This is a genomic window from bacterium (assembly GCA_016708315.1).
Classification (GTDB): domain Bacteria; phylum Zixibacteria; class MSB-5A5; order CAIYYT01; family CAIYYT01; genus JADJGC01.
This window is the reverse complement of record JADJGC010000024.1, coordinates 36419-59165: the sequence shown is the minus strand read 5'-3', so window position 1 is coordinate 59165 and position 22747 is coordinate 36419. Positions and strand designations below refer to the sequence as shown.

Genomic DNA, 22747 nt, shown 5'->3' with positions numbered 1-22747 from the left:
CCAATTGCCTATATTGCTTCGTATGCAAAAGGCACGGAAGCTGGCAGAAGTTTGTCTTTTTGGTTCGATCAAAAAGCCGCTGACTTATCACATTCCTGATGAATTGCAGTCGCCCGATTTGATCGGTCGCCGTGTGATCGTACCTCTTGGCAAACGCAAGCAGCTGGGAGTGATCACTACTGTCGATGTGAATTTTGATGGCCAAACTCGGCCCATCGACTCCTTGCCCGATCTCCAGCCGGTGATTTCGACAGCAGACTTGGCTCTTTGCCGTTTCGTATCAGAATACTATCTCGCATCACTCGGCGACACGATCAGAGCGCTGTTGCCCCAGCCGCTAACTTCGCAGCTCTCTCAGCGCGTGCAAATCATCTCCCGTGAGAAACTCGATCAACTCGCCATCGAAGGCAACGCGCTTGCCCAATTCGTTCAGGCCAAATCGCGCGGACGTTCGATGATTGCATCGCATCATTTGCAGTCGTACTCGCGTGCTGCAATTGAAAAGCTCATCGAAGCCGGGGTCATTGAGGTCGATTGGAATGTCCAAACGACTCGCCTCAAGGAAGAGGACTATCAGGTCGAGCGCTCAGAGCACACCGATCCGGAAATGGAACTCACATCCCGCGAACGCGATGCTGTCGATTACCTTAGTGAGTGGGGTATAGCCGACCTCGTCGAGTGGCGCAAAACCCATCGCTTGACTCGCAAACAGATACAGGAGTTGGCAGCAGCCGGTGCTGTTCGGATCGCCGAAAAACCGCCTTTTGTCGAGCCCTTGAAACCGGTGACTCCGCGCGAGTTTGTGCCGACTACCGCTCAGGAAGATGCCATCACTGCTCTGAACTCTGCTATCTCCTCAGACAAATTCGAGCCATTCTTGCTCCACGGCGTTACGGGTTCTGGCAAGACCGAGGTCTATGTCGCCGCCATCCAACACGCGGTCAAAGCCGGCAAACAGGCCATCGTGCTCGTCCCGGAAATCGGCCTTGCACAGGCGATTTATCTGCGTCTCGAAAACGTCTTCGGCAGCTCTCTCGGATTGATCCACTCGCGCCTAACCGCTCGATCCCGCTATGAGATCTGGAACAAAGCACGCTCCGGCAAGCTGCAGATAGTCCTTGGTCCGCGCTCCGCAATTTTCACGCCTTTTCCGCATCTTGGGTTGATCGTTGTCGACGAAGAACACGACGCCGCCTACAAACAGGCTTCTCCCGCGCCGCGCTACAATGCCCGCGATCTGGCAGTATATCGCGCGCAAAAGCTTGGCGCTGTTGTCGTGCTCGGCTCAGCAACGCCATCGATTGAAAGCTACTACAACGCCAAGAGCGGAAAGTACGCGCTTCTGGAACTGCCTGAACGCGTCGATGGCCGCGATCTCCCGGCCGTCGAAATCGTTGATCTTAAGCAAAGCTTCGAGAAGAAGGGCTCCGGTTATCTCAGTGATACTTTGATTGCAGAAATCAACGGCGCTATCGAGCAAAACGGCCAGATTATGCTTCTGCTCAACCGACGCGGTTTTGCGCCATCAGTGCATTGCTACAGTTGCGGCAAGAAAATCGAATGCAAAAATTGTGCGGTCGCACTGGTCTTTCACAAGGGTCGTAATCGACTGATGTGTCACCTCTGCGGGCACCACGAACCGTATCCCGACAAATGCCCGTCTTGTCAAAGTAATCTCTTCTTGTATCGCGGCATCGGGACCGAGAAGATGGAAGAAGAACTTCGCCGCCGACTGCCTGAAATTCCCGTCCTTCGAATGGACCTCGATTCAACGCGAAAACAGGGCAGCTTCCGCGAAATTTACATGAAGTTCCGTTCCGGCGCTGCGAAGATGCTCTTGGGTACCCAGATGATCTCCAAGGGCTTCGATTTTCCCGATGTTGCCTTGGTCGGCATCATAACAGCCGACACGACTTTGGAACTCCCCGACTTTCGTGCCCGCGAACGCGCCTTCCAACTATTGACTCAGGTATCCGGCAGGGCAGGGCGCCACAATTTCCCGGGCAAGGTGATCCTGCAGACACTTCACCCCACCGATGCCACAATCGCGCTCGCCGCCGGTCACGATTTCAAGAGCTTCTACGAGTCCGAAATCACCGAACGCGAAGAACTCCGCTTCCCGCCGTTTACTCATTTGGTGCTGATTGCCATCGAATCAAAAGACGCCAGCATGGCCCAAACCGTCGCCGAGTCACTTGGAGAACAACTCGCCAAGTCGCTCAACAAACTTTGTTCGATTCAGGGTCCGATCCCGGCTCCCATTATGAAACTCCGCGAGTTCTTCCGATTCCATCTGCTTCTCAAAACGCGCAGTGTCCGCCGTGTCACGCCGATTCTTGATGAGATAGTGAACGCCAAGGAGTTGCAGAACAATCGAAACGTCCACGTAATCGTCGATGTCGATCCGGTCGATATGATGTAATAAGAATCGGACTTGACAACTCGCTTGTTGTCAGTAACTTCCAACACCTACAGATGAAGGATGCTAACATGGACAAAGTCTCGACCGGAGACCGATTGGTCACAATCGACAAAGTAATGCACTCCGAGGAAGTCACTGCCTGGATCATCAAGGCGGACTACTACCTCGGCAAGCAGGGCTACACTGAGCACGGTTTGCGCCACTGTAAGCTCGTTTCCAAAATCGCCTACAATGTGCTCGAACGTCTTGGCCGACCCGACCGCGTCTGTCATCTGGGTGCGATTGCCGCTTATCTACACGATATTGGCAACGCTATTAATCGGCAGTTCCACGCCCAATCTGGTGCTATTGCCGCCTACACGCTGCTTCACAATCTCGGCATGCCTGCCGAGGAAGCGCTCGATGTCGCCGCCGCCATCGGCAACCACGACGACATGGAGACCATGCCGATTTCCGACATTGCCGCCGCCGTGATTTTGGCCGACAAGTCTGACGTGCATTCCTCGCGTGTCCGTAACCTTGACCAGATCGGAACCGACATTCACGACCGCGTCAACTATGCCGCCAAGTCGTCATTCTTGCGTGTCGATGTCGACCGCCAAACGATTACCCTTGAAATCACGATTGACGACACTGTCGCCTCGGTGATGGACTATTTCGAAATCTTCCTGACTCGTATGGTCATGTGTCGCAACGCGGCAAATCAACTGAAAATGAAATTTGAATTGGATATTAACGGATACAAATTACAGTGAGTTCTAAAGGATTATCATACAAAGAAGCCGGCGTCGATATCGCCTCCGGCGACGAAGCTACCGCCCGCATCAAGAAACTCGTCCGCAAGACCTACACCAAGTCCGTGCTCAACGGGATCGGCGGTTTTGGCGGGCTTTACGACGGCAAATTCGCGGGCATGAAAAGCCCGGTGCTGGTTTCTTCCGCCGATGGCGTCGGCACCAAACTCAAACTTGCCTTCATGACCGGCAAACACGACACAGTAGGGCAGGACCTCGTCAACCACTGCACCAACGACATCCTTGTCATGGGTGCGCGTCCGCTTTACTTCCTCGACTATTTTGCCACCGGCAAACTCAGTCCCGGCGTCGTCGCCGAAGTCGTTTCCGGTATGGCGACTGCCTGCAAGCAAAACGGCTGTTCCTTGATCGGCGGCGAGACTGCCGAAATGCCGGGCTTCTATCAGGAAAACGAGTACGATCTCGCCGGATTCATTGTCGGCGTCGTCGATCGCAAACACATCGTCGACGGCACCAAAATCAAACCGGGCGATTTGATCATCGGACTTGAATCAAGCGGCCTCCACACCAACGGCTACTCACTCGCTCGCAAATTGTTCTTCGAGACACTCAACATGAAACCGGGCGACACAATTCCGGAGTTGAAGTGCACCGTTGCTGAAGCGCTAATGGCCGTCCATCGCAGCTACCTGAAACCGGTAACAAAACTCCGCTCCGAAGTTGCTGTCCACGGCATGGCGCACATCACCGGCGGCGGTATTCCCGGAAATCTCGTGCGCGTCCTCCCCAACAATTGTCGCGCCCGCATCGATCTCTCGTGCTGGCAGATTCCGCCATTGTTTGCTTACATGCAACGCAGCGGTGGCATCGACGAGGACGACATGTTTGACGCCTTCAACATGGGCATCGGTCTGATGATCGTTGTCGGCAAGAAGGACGCCGAAGCTGCAATTCGCATCCTGCTGGCTCAACGATCCAAAGCCTTCGTATTGGGCGAAATCGTCAAAGGCAAACGCGGCGTCGAATTGAAATGAAAAGCGGCTCTTCCAAATCGCCGCTTGGTGCCGTATAGAAGTCTGAATGCGATTTAAGCTCCCTCAAAGAACCGTTGTTCTTATAATCTCTGCCCTCTTCTTCAGTTTAGCATTTGAGCCATTGCCGTTCTGGATTCTCTCTTACTTTTTTGTGCCGATTTTTGCCGCTTCGATTCGCGGACTCGGATTCAAAGAAGGCTTCCGCAGCGGCTACGTTTTTGGTGTCATCACGGCAGTACTGACGCTCTATTGGGTCGTCTATGTCAATGTCGTCGGTGTCATCCTGATGGTCCTGCTCCATTCGCTGTATTACGCCGTTATTGGCGGTCTTGCAGGTGAAGCCACAAAGCGCTACGGCCGTGCCGGTCTTTGGTCACTGCCAATACTGTGGGTCGCGATGGAATACTCGCGCTCGCTGACGCAGGTTTCGTTCCCGTGGCAGAACATCTCCTACACTCAGGCATCAAACATTGCGATCATCCAACTTGCTGAACTGAATGGCGATGCCGTCGTGACTTTCTTCGTCTGCATCATTGGATTGATCCTCTACTTCGCGTATGCCAACCTTCGACGGATGATTCTCTCGAGCGTTCTCTTTATCACCGCAATCGTGCTTTACAGCGGAGCCTACATCTGGGGCGTGACTCGCATACACCCGCTCGAGCCTGACTTCTCTGTGGCGGCATTACAAGGCAACATTCCAGTCAATGAGAAATGGCAAAACGGCAAGGCTGATCACAACTTCGTCGCTTATGATGAACTAAGCGCCCAAGCTGCCGATTCCGCGCAATTGTTGATTTGGCCCGAAAGCGCAGCGCCGATGTATTTGAATCTTGAGCGTCCCTACATCTCCTGGATCGAATCAATCGCCCGTCGCGAAAACGTCGATATCATGACCGGCGCGCTCTATATGACGCGCTCACCGGAGGGTGTGCGCAAGTACTATAACTCAGCGTTCTTCTTCTCACCAGACAAGGGCATGCTCCCGACACCGCACAACAAGCTTCAGCTTGTCCCTTTTGGCGAGCACATGCCTTATGCCGAGAAGATCACCGCTATCGCCAAGTTCCGCGAGTTCGTCAAAGAGCGCCTCGCGCTCGATATCTCCGACTTTCACCCGGGCGACAGTATCGTCACTTTTGAGTCGCATGGCCGCAAGTTCGGAACATTAATCTGCTTCGAGGTCGTCTACCCGGAGTTTGTCCGCGAAATGGTCAACAAGGGCGCCGAGTTTCTCACCGTCATTACCAACGACGATTGGTTTGGCGAGACGGCCGGACCCTACCAGCATTTCTATATTCCCGTGTTTCGCGCCGTCGAAAATCGCGTCTGGATCGTCCGCGCCGCGAATACCGGAATCTGCGGCATCTTCGATCCCTATGGCCGCGTCGTTGCCAAAACCCAACTCGGCGGTCGCACTTATCTCACCGGCAAAATCGGCCCGCCGATGGGCGATACGTTATTCCGTCGCCACGGCGCTGTCCTTGCAAAGATTTGCCTTGCGATGACCATTCTCGGGGGTATAATTCTTGCTGTTACAAGAAAGCGCTATGTTTAGACCTGTTATTGCCACACTCATACTGATTCTGTTTTCTGTCCCGTGCGTTTTTGCGCAGGTTTACCAATGGGAGAATCACACCAACAAGGACGAAGTCACTTCGCTCAGTTCCTTTGGCGGCTTTGTCTGGGCAACAACAACCGGCGGTGTAGTTCGCATCGCTCCCTCAAACGGGGAGGTAACGACCTATCTCAATAGTGATGGCCTTGGCAGCATCAAGATTAACTTTGCTGCTTTTGCCGGCGACAACGAGGCATACTTCGGTTCTGCCGACGGCATCCTCAGTCGCTTGAATCTGTCATCGCAGTCATTTAATTCAACGCAATTGCGCTCGCGCGACGGCGGACTCCTGTCGCTCAACTCTGCCGACACCAGCGGTGACTTCCTCTGGATTGCATCCAGCGTCGGAATCATCAAGTACGACCGCGTCCGCAATGGCGGCGAGGTCAAAGAAACTTACCGCACGCTCGGCAATTTCCTCACCGAATCTGCTGTCAATACGGTCCACGTCTTTGATGGCAAGATTTTCGCGGGTACTAACGAAGGCGTCGCGATTGGCGACATCGACAACGAATTCCTGCTCGATCCGGCCGAGTGGACGACGATTGAACTGGGTGTTCCGATCTTCGAGGATATCAAGGTCACCTGCTTCGGTGCATTCAATGGTTTGCTCTATGTCGGCACCAACAGCGGTCTCTACGTCTGGGATGGAGAGACGTCACTCACTCCCGTAGAAAATTTTGCCGCGATGCAAATTCTCGATCTTTCACTTGGTGACGAACCAGCGACTTCGCTCTATGCACTTGTTGTCACCGAAGGCGGGCGGCAGGTATTTCGCATCTCACCGTTTGAGTGGATAATTTATCAACTACCCGCCGAACTCAACGCCGGGCTAAACTCGTTTGCTTACTCCGGCGACTGGTACTTCGGCACCGTAGCTGATGGTGTTCACAAAATTCTCACATTGAATTCTGCAGTCAAAATGCCTGCTCCCGGCCCAAGCAGTAATACCTTGGTCGGAGGCGGCTACGATTCCGATGGCCGTCTGCTTGTCGTTTCGCGCACGGACGACCTGTCAGTATTCGTCGATGGCGATTGGGAATACACGACAGTGACCACGTCGGAGAAACTCTCAGCGCTCGTTGCTTCAAACGGTGACTTATGGATTCCAACCTTCGGCCGCGGCGTCTTTCGTGTGAAGTCAAATGGCGCTATCCAGCAGTTCAACAACAGTAACTCTCACTTAATCGGTGTTGCGCAAGATGCCGCTTTTGTGGTTGTCAATTCGGTCTATCAGGACCCGTCCGGGCGAATCTGGTTCTCGCTTTTTCAGGCAAATCCCGTTCGACCGCTCGTGATGTTCGACCCCAGCGATTCGACATGGGAGCACTTTGATGCCGCCGATGGATTCGTCAGCGGCAACAATCAGGTCGTAGCCGCCGGCAACGGCACCGCCGCAGTCGGTGTCGATGACCAGGGCGTTGCGTTCCTGCGTTACGGAATCTCTCCTGAAAACCACGCCGACGATCAACTCGCCTATTTCAGCCGCAGTCGTCGCCTGCCGTCCGATATTGTAACCGCAATGGCATACGACCGCGACAACGTGCTGTGGGTTGGCACAAATCAAGGTCTCGCGAAGTTCGACGAGGGTATCGATTTCTTTTTCCCGACTGAAATCGCTCCCGGCATCGGCTCCAATATCACATCAATAGTCGCCGATTCGCGCAACAATATCTGGGTTGGCACTTCCGAAGGATTAGCTCTGCTTGGCCGCCAACGGGGCCGATCCGGTCGCTTTCACGACTGTCAATTCCGATTTGGTTTCCAACGACATCGAAAAGCTGGTTTATGACGAAGCTTCCAACAAACTCCTGATCTTCACCAATGGCGGACTGAGCATCCTCGACTACACTCCCGGCAATCAGGGCGGGGACATCGGAGTATTCGCCTACCCCAATCCCTTCCGCATCGGCACGGCTTTCACCGATCAACTTCAGTTCCAGATTGATCAACGCGGTGATGTCCGCATCTACACGGTTGCGGCAGATCTTGTCCGGGAAACTACTGTCAGCGCCGGCTGGGATGGCCGCAATCATGCCGGCGAATTCGTTGCCTCCGGCGTTTACATCTGGGAACTCAGCGCCGAAGACGGCACTCATCATACCGGCAAAATTCTCGTAATCAGGCGATAAATCCAATGTCAGTTGTTGTTCGTCAACTGATCAATTCTCATCACGAGCTTGAGCTACCAACACCGATTGGACCAACATCGGTATTCCTGCTGCCCGCATTGCTCGACATGTGGCAGAAATCGCTCGGCTGGAACGGGATTTGTGTCACCTCAGGAAACACGTCACTAATTGGTTTGGAAAAAGCCACCGCCGCCGGCAAGATATTCTTCTCGATGCCGTATGGCGGTTATGGCGGTATTCTCGGCGAAGGCACAGCCGATGACGTCTCTGCACTCACAACATGGCTGTGCGGCCGCCGCTACTTGCAGGAAAACATCGTTCAATTCCAAATCACCCCTTCGATTGAATATCCCGACAACTACTATCGCAACCGCTTGGCAACGCATATCATAGACTTGGCCACGACTTCTTCCGAATATTCGGAAAACACCCGCCGCAACATCAAAAAGGCTCAAGATCAGAATCTACAGGTCGTGCAACTGACCTCTTCAGACAGCGCCGCCTACCTAGCGCTATTGCAGCTTCACCAGAAGCGTACCGGCGAAGTCCGACGTTTTCCGCAAACTTGTTACGAGTATCTGCTGGCGAAGTCGGACAATCGCGACAGCGGAATCAAAGCAATCGCCGCGAAAAATGGCTCGGCATTGCATTGCGTTCACATCTATTTCGCGACGACCACCGATGCTTTTTACTTTGATGGTTTTTCGTCGCAAGATGGCCTTGACGCCGGAGCAAACTTTCTTCTCCTTGATTCAATGATCAATCAGTTCCGCGACGCCGGCTTGCAGCGTCTCAATCTCGGTGCAACACCGCCGCTCGATAAGGGACTACGACGATTCAAAGAGGCCTGGGGCGCCATTGAGCATCCTTACACCGAGTACGTCCGCCGCACACAGCTCAAGAGATTCATCGACTTCATGACGAGGATCCGTTGAAAATACTCTTCCTCGGGGAGGCAATCGCTCCGCATTTAATGCGGTGGCACAACTCGTTTGAGAAGATGGGCTGGGAAGTCATGACTGCTTCCTGCGACTTCACCGATAGTTTCACCGGCACTCGCCTTGTGCCGCGCTGGAGACGGGGACCGCTGCGCTATCTGACTTTGGCCGATCAAATCGAAAAACTGATCGCCGAATTCAAGCCCAACATCATCAACGCCCACTTTCTGCCGACCTACGGTCTTGCCGCCGCCGCTGTCAATGCCCATCCCTTGGTGATCACGCTCTGGGGTTCTGACCTGTTGCTGACCGGCACAAGCGGATATCTCCGCCGCAAACGCAGTGAATATGTCCTCAAGCGCGCCGACCTCGTCGTGATGGATTCGCAGATGATGGTCGCTGAAACCTTCAATATCCATCGCGTACCGCGACATCTCGTCGTCAGTTTCGGTGTGCGAAAATCGTGGCACGAAAGCGGACTCGCCCGCGAATTGACTGATTCCAAACCGTTGCGAATCCTTAGTACTCGTCGGCACGAACCTTTGTATGACATTCCAACGTTGCTTCGCGCCGCACAGATTCTGAAAACTGAAGGACTGAACTTCGTATTGACGATCTCCGGCGGCGGATCACTCGAACAGCAACTGCGCAGTTTGTCGCGCGAACTGGGGCTCGACGATATCGTCACCTTCACCGGTTACTGCAACGACGAACAACTTTTCAATCTCTATCGCTCACACGACATCTACATCTCGACCGCGAAATCCGATTCAGCATCGGTCTCGCTGCTCGAAGCCATGTCGCAGAAACTCTATCCGATAGTCACCGACATTCCCGGCAATCGCGAATGGCTCAACGATGACCGCCACTTCTTTCCCATCAGCGATGCCGTCGTGTTGGCATCAAAAATCAAACTCGGTGCAACGCTTGATGCACGCGTCGAAGCCCACGCTCGCTATGCTCCGGCCCTCGAGTCCAAAGGCATTCGCGAACAGCAAATGAAACTCGCCGATTACACCTTCAAGCGTTTGATCGACGATTACGCGGTAGAACATGCGCGTCCTCATCGTTAGCTACTATTTCCCGCCCTTGGGATTGGCGGGTACCGCGCGCCCCGTCGCATTGGCGAATTTCTTTGCCTCGCGCGGTGACGAAGTCTTCGTCGTCTCCGTCAAGCCGATCTCTTATCCCGCACATGATAAGGTCATGGAATCGCAAATCGATCCGCGCGTCCAAGTCATCCGCGTCGGCTCGACCGATCCGGCGCGCATCCAGCATTTCATGCCGATGTTTTCGCTCAAGAAACTCCTGGGAGGCAAGACGAAAAGCGCCATCGCTTCGTCGATGTTTCCCGATTCCAAAATCGGCTTCGCTCCCGGCGCCACCAAAGCTGTCGCAAAGCTGATTCAGCCCGACACCCGGACACTGCTTATTACAACCTCGCCGCCGATCTCTTCGCATTTGGTCGGGTTGGAATGTGCCGAGTCTGATAATGTAACCTGGATTGCCGACTTCCGCGACATCTGGTCGTCGCTGCCATTTCAAAGCGACAACGCCGAGTCTCAAAACCGTGCCGAAAATCTGATTGAACATATCATCGGCAAAGCCGCGCTCGTGACTGCGACTTCGCCCAACACGACTCGCTTCTATGCTGACAAGTATGATGCAACAGCAAAATCTATGTTCCTCCCCAACGGTTATTCAGAAGCAGATTTCACCACAACCAGTCCACTCGAATCAAACATCATCGGCATCTATGGCACACTGAACTACCTGATTGGCTTTGATCGTGTAGCGCAATGGCTCGGCGACTTTGCTCGCAGCGAATCGCAGACAAATTTCAGTCTGCGTCACATCGGTCATCTCGATCTGCCGACTCTTGATGACACACTTACTGCCGCAGGTCTGACAGACAGATTTCACAGCACCGGCTATTTGCCTCACCCGGATGCCGTCGCCGCAATTCGCCGCACCGCAGTGAACATTGTCGCGCTTACGCAGGACCACGACACATCATTCGTCGTCCCTTCCAAACTTTGGGAGTTGCTGCGTGCCGAGCCGCCCTTGATTGCCGTCCTGCCAAAGGGAAACGCCGCCCGCGAAATTCTCGAAGAGCGCCAATTCCCCGGTGTCTGGATTGTCGACGACGGTTCGCAACTGACTGAGGCGCTGAAATCAGTGTTCGAGTCTCCGGATCGATTCCGCGGGCTCCGCAACAATGGCCACTATGCTGACTTTGAATGGACAGCCACCTTTGCGCGACTCGCCGATCGCCTGAAAGAAATCCACGAATGACCAAAGTCTCCTATCTCATCGTCGCCTATCGCTCGAAAGCGACAATCGCCGCACTGCTCGATTCCATCGACGCACAACAGGGCGACTTCGAAAGGGAAGTCATCATCGTCGACAACAGCCCCGCTGAAAATTGCGCCGAGCTCGTCGGAAACCGCAACGTCCGATACATTCTCAATCAACAAAACACCGGATACACGCGAGGAACCAATCAAGCAATTGCTGCTGCGACCGGCGATGTAATATTCCTTCTCAATCCGGATGTCCGATTAATTGCCGACTGTACTGCCAAGCTTCTGGCCGCGCTGGATGCCAGTACGACCGTTGCAGCATCAGCGCCGCAATTGCTCAACCACAACGGCAGCATTCAGCATAGTGTCCGCAATTTCCCGACGTTTTCGACACTCGTCTACGATGCCGCTCTGTTGTCAATGCTGTTTCCACGCAATGTCACACTTGGCCATTGGCGCAATCGCTACTTTGACCACAACACGGCTGGCGTTGTCCAACAACCGATGGCCTCCGCGCTCATGCTCAAACGTGATGTGATCACTCGGCTCGGTCCGCTGGACGAGAAGTTCTTTATCTTCTTTTCGGATGTCGACTACTGTAAGCGAATTGCGGATGACGGCCTGGAGATCAGATTTGTACCGGAAGCGAAAGCGCACCACTTAGTTGGCGGCTCGACCCGGCAAGAGGGAACATGGCTGATTTGGGATTCTCATTGCGGCTTCTACCGTTACCTTGCGAAGCACGAACTGCTGGGAGCCAAAGTACTCCTGCGGCCCTTGGCTGCAATCATTCTCGGTCTTGGAGCAACGATTCGAACGGCCTATCGAAAATTCTCCGGCCAATCATTTTAGCAGCGACATCTTGATCGCGTGCGAAAATCCCGGCGAACTCATTCGCGCAAAATACACACCCGAACTTACCGCACGTCCTGCAAAGTCCACCCCGCTCCATTCGACTTCATGCGTGCCCGGGCCAACGTAATTGTCCGCAATTACATTGATCAACTGCCCCAGCACGTTGTAGACTTCCACCACTACGCGCGTCGATGTCGGCACATCAAACCGCAACGTCGTCACCGGGTTGAATGGATTCGGGAAATTTTGGTACAACGCAAACACTTCCGGAAGTGTACTTCCGGTTTCATCGTCGGCATCAAGCACGATTTCCGGCACCAGCACTGCCGCCTCAACCGCGTAACCGGCCTTGTAAACAATCACGACAAACTCATCAGCCAGAGTGAAATCAACCGCGATATTCGCATATCCGTCACTTGCGCTAAGTTCCTGGCCGATAATCTCGCCGTTCTTCGTTATCGTTACCATCGCATCAGCAACCGCTGACGAACCGTCGCTCACTTCAACCGCGATTACGATCTCGCCGGTCTGCTTAATCTTGTTGCGCGTGATCTGCAGTTCCTGAGGGATATTGGTCCAGATATCCATTTCAGGATCGCCGAAATAGTTAAGCCCGTAGCACAGATCGCGATAATAGGGGAACAACGTCTTGGAATAGCGCACTGCTTCCGCGCCGTTGTTATTCGTGTTGTAGACGTAGTCGATGAAAGCCTCCTCCAACTTCCACGAACTCGCTACCCATCCCCAGCGCGAATATCCGACAAAACATACCGCACCGCCGTTTGCTTTTGCCAGGAACGATTCAGCTACGCAAGGATTCGTCACACCAAACGGTGGCGCATCCATATCGAAAGCCGCGTTGTCGCAACCGATCGAATAGATAACACCCGGCTTGCCATTGGAAGCGAGATTTGGCAGGAATCCGTGATCGCCGTCAGTGCCCGCTGCGGTGAACAAGAATTGCTTTGGCCATTCGTTGTACTCGTGCGAACGCAGTACCCATCCGTCGCTGACTCCATGAATCAGAAGCGTCATCATTCCCCAGCCCTGAGACATTGTCTGAATCGCGCTCGGCGCCAGCGGCGTCGCCGGATTGGCGGCATCACCGGTCGGAGCTTCTACAACATCGCTGATATCGCTGGTGACGTGACTCGGGTATGATCCTGCAAGCAGGCTATGCTGTCCAACTCCCTGATAGTCGCGCATCTGATCCGCAGAAATGAACAGTGCCCGGTTGAGATAATCGTAATCTCCCGCTCCCGGATTCTGCTCGTATGCGATTAACTTGTTTACATAGCTTTCAACCTGAGTCGCATTGCGGAACGGCAATCTGCCCACCAAGAGTTCGGCATAGAGATCCGGCTGGTCCTGCGAGGGCTCACCATACACGCCGTCGCCATCAGCATCCCAATTGCCGTTGACATCTCCGTAATACAAATCACAGATATTCATCAGATCAAGCGGCGGCTGTGTTGAACTATTTGCGTGGTACGCATAACGAATCGGAACCACCGTCTCGTCGCCGCCCAGAAGCACGTACTTCAACCCACTGGAGTATCTGCTGATCAAGTAATTGCGCAATTTCTCGGCATCATCAAGTCCGGAATTTCCGGCAATGATATCACTGATGAGCGCTACTTCGACGTTCAATCCCTTTGCCGTTTTCCACTGCACCAATTCAGAAAACGCTTCGACAAAATCACCGCGCGTGACTATCAAGTAATCAACTACTCCACTAGTGGAAGCAAATCCCGCCGACGAGCGATTGAGCAGGGGAGTGTTTTGAGATTCGGATTCGCTGATCTGCTCCATGCTCAAATCTGCTGAGCCGAAGAATTCCAGCGCGATGTCCGAGTATCCTGTCAAAGTCCCCGCCATTGCATCAAAATCCAAAGGCCGGATTCCAATCGTGACAATCTGCTTGTCGCCGTCGCGGCTATTGTCGATCACGAATGCGCTTGATGTCGGAGTATATTTTTCGGAAAATCGCTCTAACTCATTAACGTAGAATGTTTTATCACGCCCAAGATCACCGGCAAATGTCGCCACATCCGGCTCGACTTTTAGTGTGAGATTCTCAGCAATAGTCTCTTTGAGTGAAGTCACCGCCTTAACCGAGTCAAATTCCCCATTTTTCACCAGATAACGACGAATCAGAACGGGGAGCCCGCCTGTCGTCGTAACTTGTTGATTATCAACAGTATTGAGTTCGATCGTGGTGCCTGTCTGGTCCGTCGTGAGGCTGACCGAATTGATCTCAAAACCGACTTTTTCGCGCAAAGCACCTTCGCCGTCATAAATGCTGCAAAGCATTAAAAGGCATAATGTTATAGAGATTATTACGATCTTCTTCATTTCTCCCGCCATTTACTTGACTTCTGCCGCCCTTATTAAGGCAAAGTCCGTGCCGATTGGCTTCTGTCAAGTCGCCTCCCGCATCACCTTGTAAAGCAATACCTTAGCCGTTCGGAATTTTCAAGTCGTTACAAGTGTCGCAACCTGAACCACTTCTCATGTCGCCGAGAGTGGTGTAAGCCCCATACCTGTGGGAGGTTTGCAATTACTGAGAATTTTCGCGGGTTAGATGGGGTTTTTTGCTTGACAAGTGGGGTGTTTGACAATACTTTTGGTGAGTCGAGGGGAATATTGGGGAAGTTTCGGTTTCGGAGGGTCGCTTTTGTTAGATTACACTGGAAAACAGACCGTCGCTGTCGACGGGAAAGGCAGAATCGCCATTCCCGCGAAGTATCGAGCGATTGCTGCCGCCCAGGGTTCTGACAAGTTCTTTGTGACTTTCAATGTCGACGGTTGTCTGGATCTTTATTCCGACGCCGAATTTCGCAAATTTACCGAAAAACTTGCTCCTGAATCGGCGATGGATTCCAAGCAGGAACGCCATCTCAAACGCTTCCTCTATTCGAACTCGGCAGAAGGCATACCGGACTCACAAGGACGCATCACGATTCCCAAGCATCTCTTGGATTATGCCGGAATCGATAAACAAGTTCTGATTCTGGGCGTGCGCGAACGAATCGAGCTTTGGAACGAACAGCGTTACAAGGCCTACGATCAGTCATTCCCGATGACTGTGGAAGAGGTTGTCGAGAATCTGTTCGGAAAACGCAAATAGCCCGACGCATGCTCCCGTCCTCGTGGACGAAGTACTGTCCTTGGTGCCACACGGCGCAAGATTAGTGGTGGATTTTACCGTCGGTAGCGGCGGACATACAGAAGCAATTCTAAAACTATTGGGAGAGGCAGCGCAAGTGATCGGCTTCGACAGGGATGTTGACGCATTGGCGAGAACCAATCAACGTCTCAAAGCATATAACAATCAACTGCGCCTGGTGCATGATTCCTATGCGAATTTTGATCTGCACTTGGGCGAGGCCGACAAGGGGAAAGTTGATTTCGCGCTGTTGGATCTTGGTCTGTCGTCGGACCAACTCGAACATTCAAACCGGGGCTTTGCACATCAGGTATCGAACGATGCCCTCGATTTGCGCTTTGACAAATCTTCAGGCCAGTCGTTGTCAACCAAGCTCTCGCAGGTTTCAGTGAATGAGCTTACGCAGATTTTGCGCGAATACGGCGAGGTAGATCGTGCCCATCGCATCGCAGAAGCCATCATTTCCGCGGCCGATGCCGGACAACTTGCTACTGTAGCCGACCTTGTCTCTGTGGTGACACCGTATCTCAAGCGCGAGAAAACGAAACAAGGGCTTTCGCAAATCTGGCAAGCCTTGCGCATCTGGGTCAACGACGAGCTCGAACAGCTCAACACCGTTCTGCCGAAAATCGTGGACTACCTGCGTGTCGACGGCGTTCTGGCGGTAATTAGTTTCCACTCCCTCGAAGACCGTGCTGTCAAACAGTTCATGGTCGCGCAGGAAAATCCCTGCATCTGTCCGCCACGCGTTCCGGTATGCGTTTGCGGCAAGAAACCTCTACTTCGGAGAATCACTCGCAAGGCGATTATGCCGGGCGAAGCGGAAATATCAAGAAATCAGCGCTCTCGGAGCGCAAGGTTGCGTGCGGCTGCGAAGCTGGGAACCTCTTGAGGACGTGGGGTGGTCGGCCAAGGACTGGCTGACCGCCTCACAATATTTACTATGCAAAAAACAAGCTGGACTGAACAAAAAGAGCAGAAGAAAAGACAACGCCGTCACGTGGCGCTGGCGTCTTTCGGTCTGTTGGCGCTCGCGCTTCTCTTTGCTTACATGTTCGTCTGGCAAAGAGTCTACACGCTCCAACTTGCCGATGAGCACTCCCAACGCAAACTGCGAGTCGGCCTACTCAAGGAACGCATTCAGTCGCTCCAGAACGAAGTTGAGTTTCTTTCTTCGATAGAGAACATCGAATCGATCGCGCGTAATCAACTGGCGATGCTGCCCCTGCGCGAAGCCCAGTTTGCATCGGTAGTAGTTCCCCATGTTGCGACTGCCCCTGCCGACTCGGCAAAACTGCTGGCTACGTCTGTCCCCGTGAAAAAGGAAAAAGCCGCCGCTGTCAAGCCTAAATCGAATACCAAGAAGTCCACCTCCAAGTCCGCAGCCAAGTCCTCTACTGGCTCTAAGAAATCAAAACCGGCAGCGAAGAAACCAACCACGAAGAAAAAGGGATCGGGCAAAACCGGCAAATGAACTCGCAGGGATTCTTCATTTCACGTGGCCGTGTTTACGCCCTGATCATCGCAGTTTCGTTTGTCTGGCTTGCCATCGTGGCGCGCTTGATCAATATCCAAATTGTCAACGGCGCCCAATACAGCACCATCGCCAACAATCAGAGCCGCGGCGAAATCGAAGTCCCGGCACAGCGCGGCAGAATTCTTGATACTGAAGGTCGCACTCTCGCAAGCAACGCCCCAACTAAGTCATTTTTCGCCTATCCACCCGACGAAGCCGCCGCATTGGAAATCGCCAATGTCGTGGCGCCATATATGAACGTTTCGCGTAACGATCTGCGCACCAAACTCAAAGGCCGCGTCGAAAGCTTCACTTGGCTCTGCCGTCGTCTTGACGGCGAGAAAGCCGAAGCTCTTGAAGCCCGCAAACTGCCCGGCTTGTTCTCCCAACGCGAAATGAAGCGCAACTACCCGCGCGAGACCCTTGGCCGCGACTTGCTCGGCACAGTCGACACGGAAAATCAGGGAATTTCCGGACTCGAATATGCACTCAATGACGTCCTTAACGGCACACCCGGAAAAACCCGTGTCGAACGCGACGCCGTCGGCAAGATCTACCGCGTTGCCAGCAAAGACTTAGTTGATCCCCGCAACGGCAATGATGTCCAACTTACCATCGACCTCGACTGGCAGGCAATCGTCGAACAAGAATTAAAGAACGGCGTCGACACTTTCTCCGCTCAATCCGGAATCGCCGTCTTCATCAAACCCAGCGACGGCGCCATCCTCGCCATGGCTTCTTACTATCCCTACTCCAAGAGTGCCGCATCCCAAAAGAACGAAGCCATTGCTGATGTATTCGAACCCGGCTCGGTTTTCAAACTGATTGCCATTGCCGCCGCACTAGAAGAGGGAAGCTCCAAGCCGAACGACGAATTCCACTGCGGCAACGGCAAAGCCCAGTTTTCCGGCAAATGGATTCACGACGACAAGAAGCACGGCGACATGTCAGTGCGCAACATCTTCGCATTCTCGTCCAACATCGGTACAGCCCGAGTCGCCTGCAAACTCGGCAACAAGATGATGTACAAGTACGCCAAGTATTTCGGATTCGGAATGCGTTCCGGCATCGACATGCCCGGCGAAATGCCCGGCTTGATGCGCGAACCCAACAAATGGTCCGACTTCTTCACTTCGCAGTTTGCCATGGGGCACGGCATTGGTGTCACTGCTCTTCAATTGGCCTCTGCCTTTAGCGTCGTTTCGTCCGAAGGTGCGCTCTATCAACCGTACATCATTCAAAAAATTACCTCGCCGACCGGCGAAATCGTGCAACAGCACACACCAACCAAGATTCGCACATTGCTCTCGGCAGAAACTTGCGAAACCCTCAAGCAGTTCATGAAAGCCGTCGTCGATACTGGTACTGCCAAGTACAGTAAGTCCAAAGTCGTTACGTTTGCAGGCAAGACAGGCACTGCGCAAAAAGTTAATCTCGAAACCGGCGGCTACTACCAGAATAGCTACATCTCGACCTTTGCCGGTCATTTTCCTGCTGATGAACCCATCGCTGTCGGCGTGATCGTCCTCGACGACCCACAACCGATTCATTACGCCGGTATGACTTCGGGACGCATCTTCCGCCGCATCGCCGAACGCGTCTCCACCAAAGAAAAACTCACTGAGCCGGAACTCTTCGCCGAACAAGCCGCGAAGTCTGCGCCGCGTGAAATTCGCGTCCCGGAACTGGAAGGACACACCCTTTCGACTGTTCAAGAGATTCTCGATACGATTGCTCTCGACGTCACCATCCTCAACTCCGGCGACATCATCGCCCGTCAGGTGCCCAAGGCGGGCAGCATCCTGATGGAGGGCGAACGTCTCATCGTCCAATTGACTAACGCCGAACCCGACAGCGTCGGCAAGTATGCCGAACTGATCGGCATGTCCGTACGCAGCGCCGTCGCGCAAGTTCGCGAGTGGGGATTCAATTTCGATGTCGAAGGCTCGGGGTTTGTCAAGCAGGTCATTGAAATTGCGCCCGATAGTCTGGCTTCAACCCGCAGCCTGCGGTTAATCTGCAATGTGGATTAGGGAATGGAAGCTGTTGTGAAATTCAGGGAACTGGTGCAGGGAATCGACGGCGTCGTCTTTGATGGCGACCCCGATTTCGAAATCAACAAAGTTGAAGTCGACAGTCGCCTGGTGGAAGCCAACGACGTCTTCGTCGCCATTCCCGGATTCGCCGACGATGGCGAAAAATACATCAGCGATGCTGTCACTCGCGGCGCTACAGCAGTTGTGTCGCCCGGCGATCTGCAGACCAAGGTCAAGTGCCACGCCCGTGTCGGCGATATTCGCCGCGCAATTGCCAAAATTGCCGCGCGCTATTACGATCACCCGAGCCGCAAACTCAAACTGATCGGCGTCACCGGAACCAACGGCAAAACCACAATCACCTGGTTGCTGAAATCAATCTTCGAACAGCGTACCAGCCCCGTTGGCGTCATCGGCACACTTGGCTATTACACCGCCAAACATTCGTTTGAAGCACTCAACACGACTCCCGGCCCGCTCGAACTCGAACGCCTGTTGACTATCATGGTCAACGAGGGTGTTCGCTACGTCGCCGCCGAGGTGTCTTCGCACGCCCTTTCCATGTATCGCGTCGAAGAGCTCGCGTTTCAAGTCGTCGCGATCAGTAACATCACGCAGGATCATTTCGACTATCACAAGACTCTCGAGAACTACCGCGATGCCAAAGCGCATATCCTCGATCTCGTTGAAGGCAAAGACAAATGGGCGGTGCTCAACCTTGATGATCCGAGCTACGACTTCCTGATGCGCCGCGTCCGCTCGTCGTATCTGACTTTCTCCGTCAGCGACCCAAGCGCCGATGTGCGTCTCGAAGATTTGGTCATGTCAACTGACGGATCAAGCTTCACGCTGATCACACCGCTTGGCAACGAGCACGTGCATTTGCAGTTGCTTGGCCGCTTCAATATCGAAAACGCTCTTTGCGCGGCTGCCTGTGCCGTCGCCAGTGGAATCGAACCATCGCTGATTGCCAAAGGATTGAGTTCACGCAGCCACGTTCACGGACGCGCTCAAAAAGTCTCCATTGGCCAACCGTTCACAGTTTTGATCGACTACGCGCACACGCCCGATGCATTGACCAAAATTCTCGAAACCGCTCGCCAAATCTGCAAGGGACGCCTGATGGTGCTCTTCGGTTGCGGCGGCGACCGCGACCGCGGCAAACGTCCGCTGATGGGCAAAGCCGCTTCCAGCGCCGCCGATGTCGTGATTGTCACTTCCGACAATCCTCGCACTGAAGATCCGCTTAAGATCATCGAAGACATCAAGCCCGGCCTCGTCGGTCAGAAATTGACTGTCATCGAACCAGATCGCCGCAAAGCCATCGCCGCTGCCGTCGCTCTCTGCCGCGAGAATGACTTGCTCGTCGTAGCCGGCAAGGGACATGAAAACTATCAGATACTCGGCACGACCAAGATTCATTTCGATGATCGCGAAGTCATTGAAGAAGCCTTGAAGGGACTGAACGCATGATCAGCGGAATGCTCAGAGAATTCACGCCATCATTCGGCAACTTCGAAGTCAACATACCGGAAAACCTCGATACGCCATTTACCGGCGTTTCCATCGACAGTCGCGCCAAATCATCGGGTGGGATCTTCTTCTGCATCAAAGGCGAGAGATTCGACGGCCACGACTTCGCTCGCGATGCAGTCGCCAATGGCAACAAGATCATCGTCGTCGCCAAATCGCGTTATGCAGAATTCGCAAAACTCGGCGGCGCCGTCGTAGTTGCCGTCGATGACACACTCGATGCAATGCAACTGCTGGCAAAGTTCTATCTGAATCTCATTGCTCCGCGCAAGATCGCCATCACCGGCACCAATGGCAAGACCACTACCAAGTCGCTGGTCGTGAATCTGCTTTCTGCGAAGTACCGCACCTGTGCGACGCGCGGCAATCTGAACAATCAATTTGGTGTGCCGCTTTCGATCTTCGAGTTCACTCGCGACTGCGTGGTCGCCGTATTCGAATTCGCGATGTCGACACCGGGCGAGATCAAGCGCCTCGTTGAATTGTTCGCCCCCGATATCCGCGTAATTCTCAACATCGGCCCGGGACATCTGGAAACCCTCAAGACCATCGATGCCGTCGCCGAAGCGAAGTTCGAGATGCTGCAGGATTGCCGCACCACCGATTGGGTCGTGCTGAATATGGACGATCCGCAAATTCGCTCGCGCTCATATCGCTATAAGATCAACAAGTTAACGTACGGCACATCTCCCGAATACGATGTCCATCCCGACGATGTTCGCATGAATGGCGCCGGACGCGCGCATCTGATTTACCACGGCGACGACATCACCATGCCGGTGCTGGGACTCCATCACGTCTCCAATTGCCTCGCCGCAATTTCGGTCGCCAAACTTATGGACGTGCCGTATGCGCAGGTCAAATCCGGTATCGAGACATTCGTTCCAACCGGCAATCGCATGACTGCCGAGGACCACTTGGGTGTCACGATCATCAACGACGCCTACAACTCGAATCCGGTCTCTGCCAAAGGCGCCCTCGACACCGTCGCTTCGATGAAAGTCCCCGGTCGCAAAGTCGTCGTCTTCGGAGATATGCTCGAACTCGGCGATAAGGCAGAAGAGTACCACGCCGAACTCGGCCGCAAGATTGCCGCTTCCAAAATTGATTTCTTGGTTCTGCTTGGATCGTTTTCGACTGTAGTTCGAGATGCCGCAATCAAAGCCGGTCTCGACTCAGCCAATATACACATCGCTTCCGACCACAGCGCCGCCGTCGAACTTCTGGCAAACTATCTGCAATCAGGCGACCTCCTTCTCCTCAAAGCCTCTCGCGGTATCAAACTCGAACTCGTCGAACAGGGTCTTAAAGCGACAATGGGGAGAAGAAACTGATGTTGTATCTATTGCTCTATCCGCTCGTGGATCACATCAACTTCTTCAATCTCTTCCGCTATATCACTTTCCGCAGCGCCGCTGCGACGATCACGGCGTTGTTCATCAGCCTCATCCTCGGCCCGGCGTTGATTCGTATGCTGAAGAATCGCCAGGTCAAAGAGAGCATTCGCACTGACGGCCCGCAAACGCATCTGGTCAAAGAAGGCACCCCGACGATGGGCGGCCTCATCATCCTCGCCGCTATCGTCATTCCGACCTTGCTTTGGGCCGACCTTTCAAATCGCTTCGTGATTTACATGCTGATTGTTACTGTCTGGCTCGGCGCGATTGGCTTCATGGACGACTATCTCAAAGCCATCAAGCATCAGAAGAAGGGTCTTGTTGGGCGCAAGAAACTCATCGGTCAGATCGCACTTGGCGCCGTGCTTGGCTTGTTGCTCTATTTCTATCCGCCGACGCCGTTATTCAACCTTGAAACCGATATTCCGTTCTTTAAGAATTACTTCCTCGATTTCCCGGTCTGGCTCTACATCCCGTTCGTAATCGTCATAATCACCGGTTTTTCGAATGCCGTCAATCTGACCGATGGCCTTGATGGCCTTGCAATCGGTCTGACGGCGATCTGCTTCGTCGCTTTCGCCGGCATGGCATACATCACCGGCCGAACCGACTTCTCGGAATATCTTGATATAGCATACTTACCCGGCTCGGGTGAATTGACAGTCTATTGCGCCGCCGCCATTGGAGCAGGGCTTGGCTTCCTTTGGTACAATTCCCATCCCGCGCAGGTCTTCATGGGCGACACCGGCGCATTGGCATTGGGTGGAATTCTCGGCGCGCTCGCCATTCTCTTGAAAAAAGAAATTCTGTTGGTGATAGTTGGGGGAGTCTTTGTGGCTGAAACTTTATCGGTCATACTCCAGGTATCCTCTTTCAAATTGCGGGGAAAGCGGATATTCAAAATGGCTCCCCTCCATCATCACTTCGAACTTAGCGGTTGGCACGAGAGCAAAGTCGTCGTCCGATTCTGGATTGTCGGTGTGCTCTGCGCGCTATTGGCCTTGTCAACCTTCAAAATCCGGTGACGATGAGAATTGAT

General features: G+C 53.6%; 18 protein-coding genes. 17 read left to right on the top strand and 1 reads right to left on the bottom strand.

Features of this window, described 5'->3' with window-relative positions:
* Positions 1 to 22 precede the first annotated feature (22 nt).
* The 10 genes from priA (at position 23) to IPH59_16375 (ending at position 12054) form a co-directional block, all read left to right on the top strand.
* Entirely contained in the window at positions 23 to 2422 is a 2400-nt protein-coding gene (priA, locus tag IPH59_16420) for a primosomal protein N' (protein ID MBK7093270.1), read from the top strand.
* A gap of 68 nt (positions 2423 to 2490) precedes the next feature.
* Complete coding sequence (locus IPH59_16415; GenBank protein MBK7093269.1) at positions 2491 to 3177, top strand: HD domain-containing protein; 687 nt, start codon at positions 2491 to 2493, stop codon at positions 3175 to 3177.
* Positions 3174 to 4211, top strand: a complete 1038-nt coding sequence (locus IPH59_16410) for a phosphoribosylformylglycinamidine cyclo-ligase (GenBank protein MBK7093268.1) — start codon at positions 3174 to 3176, stop codon at positions 4209 to 4211. The genes IPH59_16415 and IPH59_16410 overlap by 4 nt, the downstream gene beginning before the upstream one ends.
* A gap of 46 nt (positions 4212 to 4257) precedes the next feature.
* The gene (lnt, locus tag IPH59_16405; protein MBK7093267.1) at positions 4258 to 5769 is read left to right on the top strand and encodes an apolipoprotein N-acyltransferase; all 1512 of its coding nucleotides are present in this window, start codon (positions 4258 to 4260) and stop codon (positions 5767 to 5769) included.
* Positions 5762 to 7621, top strand: coding sequence for a hypothetical protein (locus IPH59_16400; GenBank protein MBK7093266.1), 1860 nt, complete (start codon positions 5762 to 5764; stop codon positions 7619 to 7621). Before lnt ends, IPH59_16400 begins: the two co-directional genes overlap by 8 nt.
* The gene (locus IPH59_16395; GenBank protein ID MBK7093265.1) at positions 7536 to 7961 is read left to right on the top strand and encodes a hypothetical protein; all 426 of its coding nucleotides are present in this window, start codon (positions 7536 to 7538) and stop codon (positions 7959 to 7961) included. Before IPH59_16400 ends, IPH59_16395 begins: the two co-directional genes overlap by 86 nt.
* A gap of 5 nt (positions 7962 to 7966) precedes the next feature.
* Complete coding sequence (locus tag IPH59_16390) at positions 7967 to 8896, top strand: GNAT family N-acetyltransferase (GenBank protein ID MBK7093264.1); 930 nt, start codon at positions 7967 to 7969, stop codon at positions 8894 to 8896.
* Positions 8893 to 9972 carry a glycosyltransferase family 4 protein gene (locus IPH59_16385; GenBank protein MBK7093263.1) on the top strand — a complete coding sequence of 360 codons (1080 nt, stop codon included), beginning with the start codon at positions 8893 to 8895 and terminating at the stop codon, positions 9970 to 9972. The genes IPH59_16390 and IPH59_16385 overlap by 4 nt, the downstream gene beginning before the upstream one ends.
* On the top strand, positions 9953 to 11194 hold the full coding sequence (locus IPH59_16380; protein MBK7093262.1) for a hypothetical protein: 1242 nt from the start codon (positions 9953 to 9955) through the stop codon (positions 11192 to 11194). Before IPH59_16385 ends, IPH59_16380 begins: the two co-directional genes overlap by 20 nt.
* A complete protein-coding gene (locus IPH59_16375; GenBank protein MBK7093261.1) occupies positions 11191 to 12054 on the top strand; it encodes a glycosyltransferase family 2 protein in 864 nt (287 codons plus the stop codon). The genes IPH59_16380 and IPH59_16375 overlap by 4 nt, the downstream gene beginning before the upstream one ends.
* Here IPH59_16375 and IPH59_16370 read toward each other — a convergent pair.
* Positions 12046 to 14412, bottom strand: coding sequence for a T9SS type A sorting domain-containing protein (locus tag IPH59_16370; protein MBK7093260.1), 2367 nt, complete (start codon positions 14410 to 14412; stop codon positions 12046 to 12048). The genes IPH59_16375 and IPH59_16370 overlap by 9 nt on opposite strands.
* 322 nt (positions 14413 to 14734) lie before the next feature.
* Here IPH59_16370 and mraZ point away from each other — a divergent pair, with 322 nt between their 5' ends.
* Genes mraZ through IPH59_16335 form a run of 7 tightly spaced genes read left to right on the top strand, consistent with a single transcriptional unit; the run spans position 14735 to position 22733 of the window.
* The gene (gene mraZ, locus IPH59_16365) at positions 14735 to 15187 is read left to right on the top strand and encodes a division/cell wall cluster transcriptional repressor MraZ (protein MBK7093259.1); all 453 of its coding nucleotides are present in this window, start codon (positions 14735 to 14737) and stop codon (positions 15185 to 15187) included.
* Positions 15156 to 16118 (top strand): 16S rRNA (cytosine(1402)-N(4))-methyltransferase RsmH, encoded by a 963-nt coding sequence (rsmH, locus tag IPH59_16360; protein MBK7093258.1) that lies wholly within the window; start codon positions 15156 to 15158, stop codon positions 16116 to 16118. Before mraZ ends, rsmH begins: the two co-directional genes overlap by 32 nt.
* Positions 16119 to 16169: 51 nt before the next feature.
* Positions 16170 to 16700, top strand: a complete 531-nt coding sequence (locus tag IPH59_16355) for a hypothetical protein (GenBank protein MBK7093257.1) — start codon at positions 16170 to 16172, stop codon at positions 16698 to 16700.
* Positions 16697 to 18775, top strand: a complete 2079-nt coding sequence (locus IPH59_16350) for a hypothetical protein (protein MBK7093256.1) — start codon at positions 16697 to 16699, stop codon at positions 18773 to 18775. Before IPH59_16355 ends, IPH59_16350 begins: the two co-directional genes overlap by 4 nt.
* Positions 18776 to 18778: 3 nt before the next feature.
* Positions 18779 to 20251, top strand: coding sequence for a UDP-N-acetylmuramoyl-L-alanyl-D-glutamate--2,6-diaminopimelate ligase (locus IPH59_16345; GenBank protein MBK7093255.1), 1473 nt, complete (start codon positions 18779 to 18781; stop codon positions 20249 to 20251).
* Entirely contained in the window at positions 20248 to 21645 is a 1398-nt protein-coding gene (gene murF / locus IPH59_16340; GenBank protein ID MBK7093254.1) for a UDP-N-acetylmuramoyl-tripeptide--D-alanyl-D-alanine ligase, read from the top strand. The genes IPH59_16345 and murF overlap by 4 nt, the downstream gene beginning before the upstream one ends.
* Positions 21645 to 22733, top strand: a complete 1089-nt coding sequence (locus IPH59_16335) for a phospho-N-acetylmuramoyl-pentapeptide-transferase (protein MBK7093253.1) — start codon at positions 21645 to 21647, stop codon at positions 22731 to 22733. The genes murF and IPH59_16335 overlap by 1 nt, the downstream gene beginning before the upstream one ends.
* Positions 22734 to 22747: the final 14 nt, after the last annotated feature.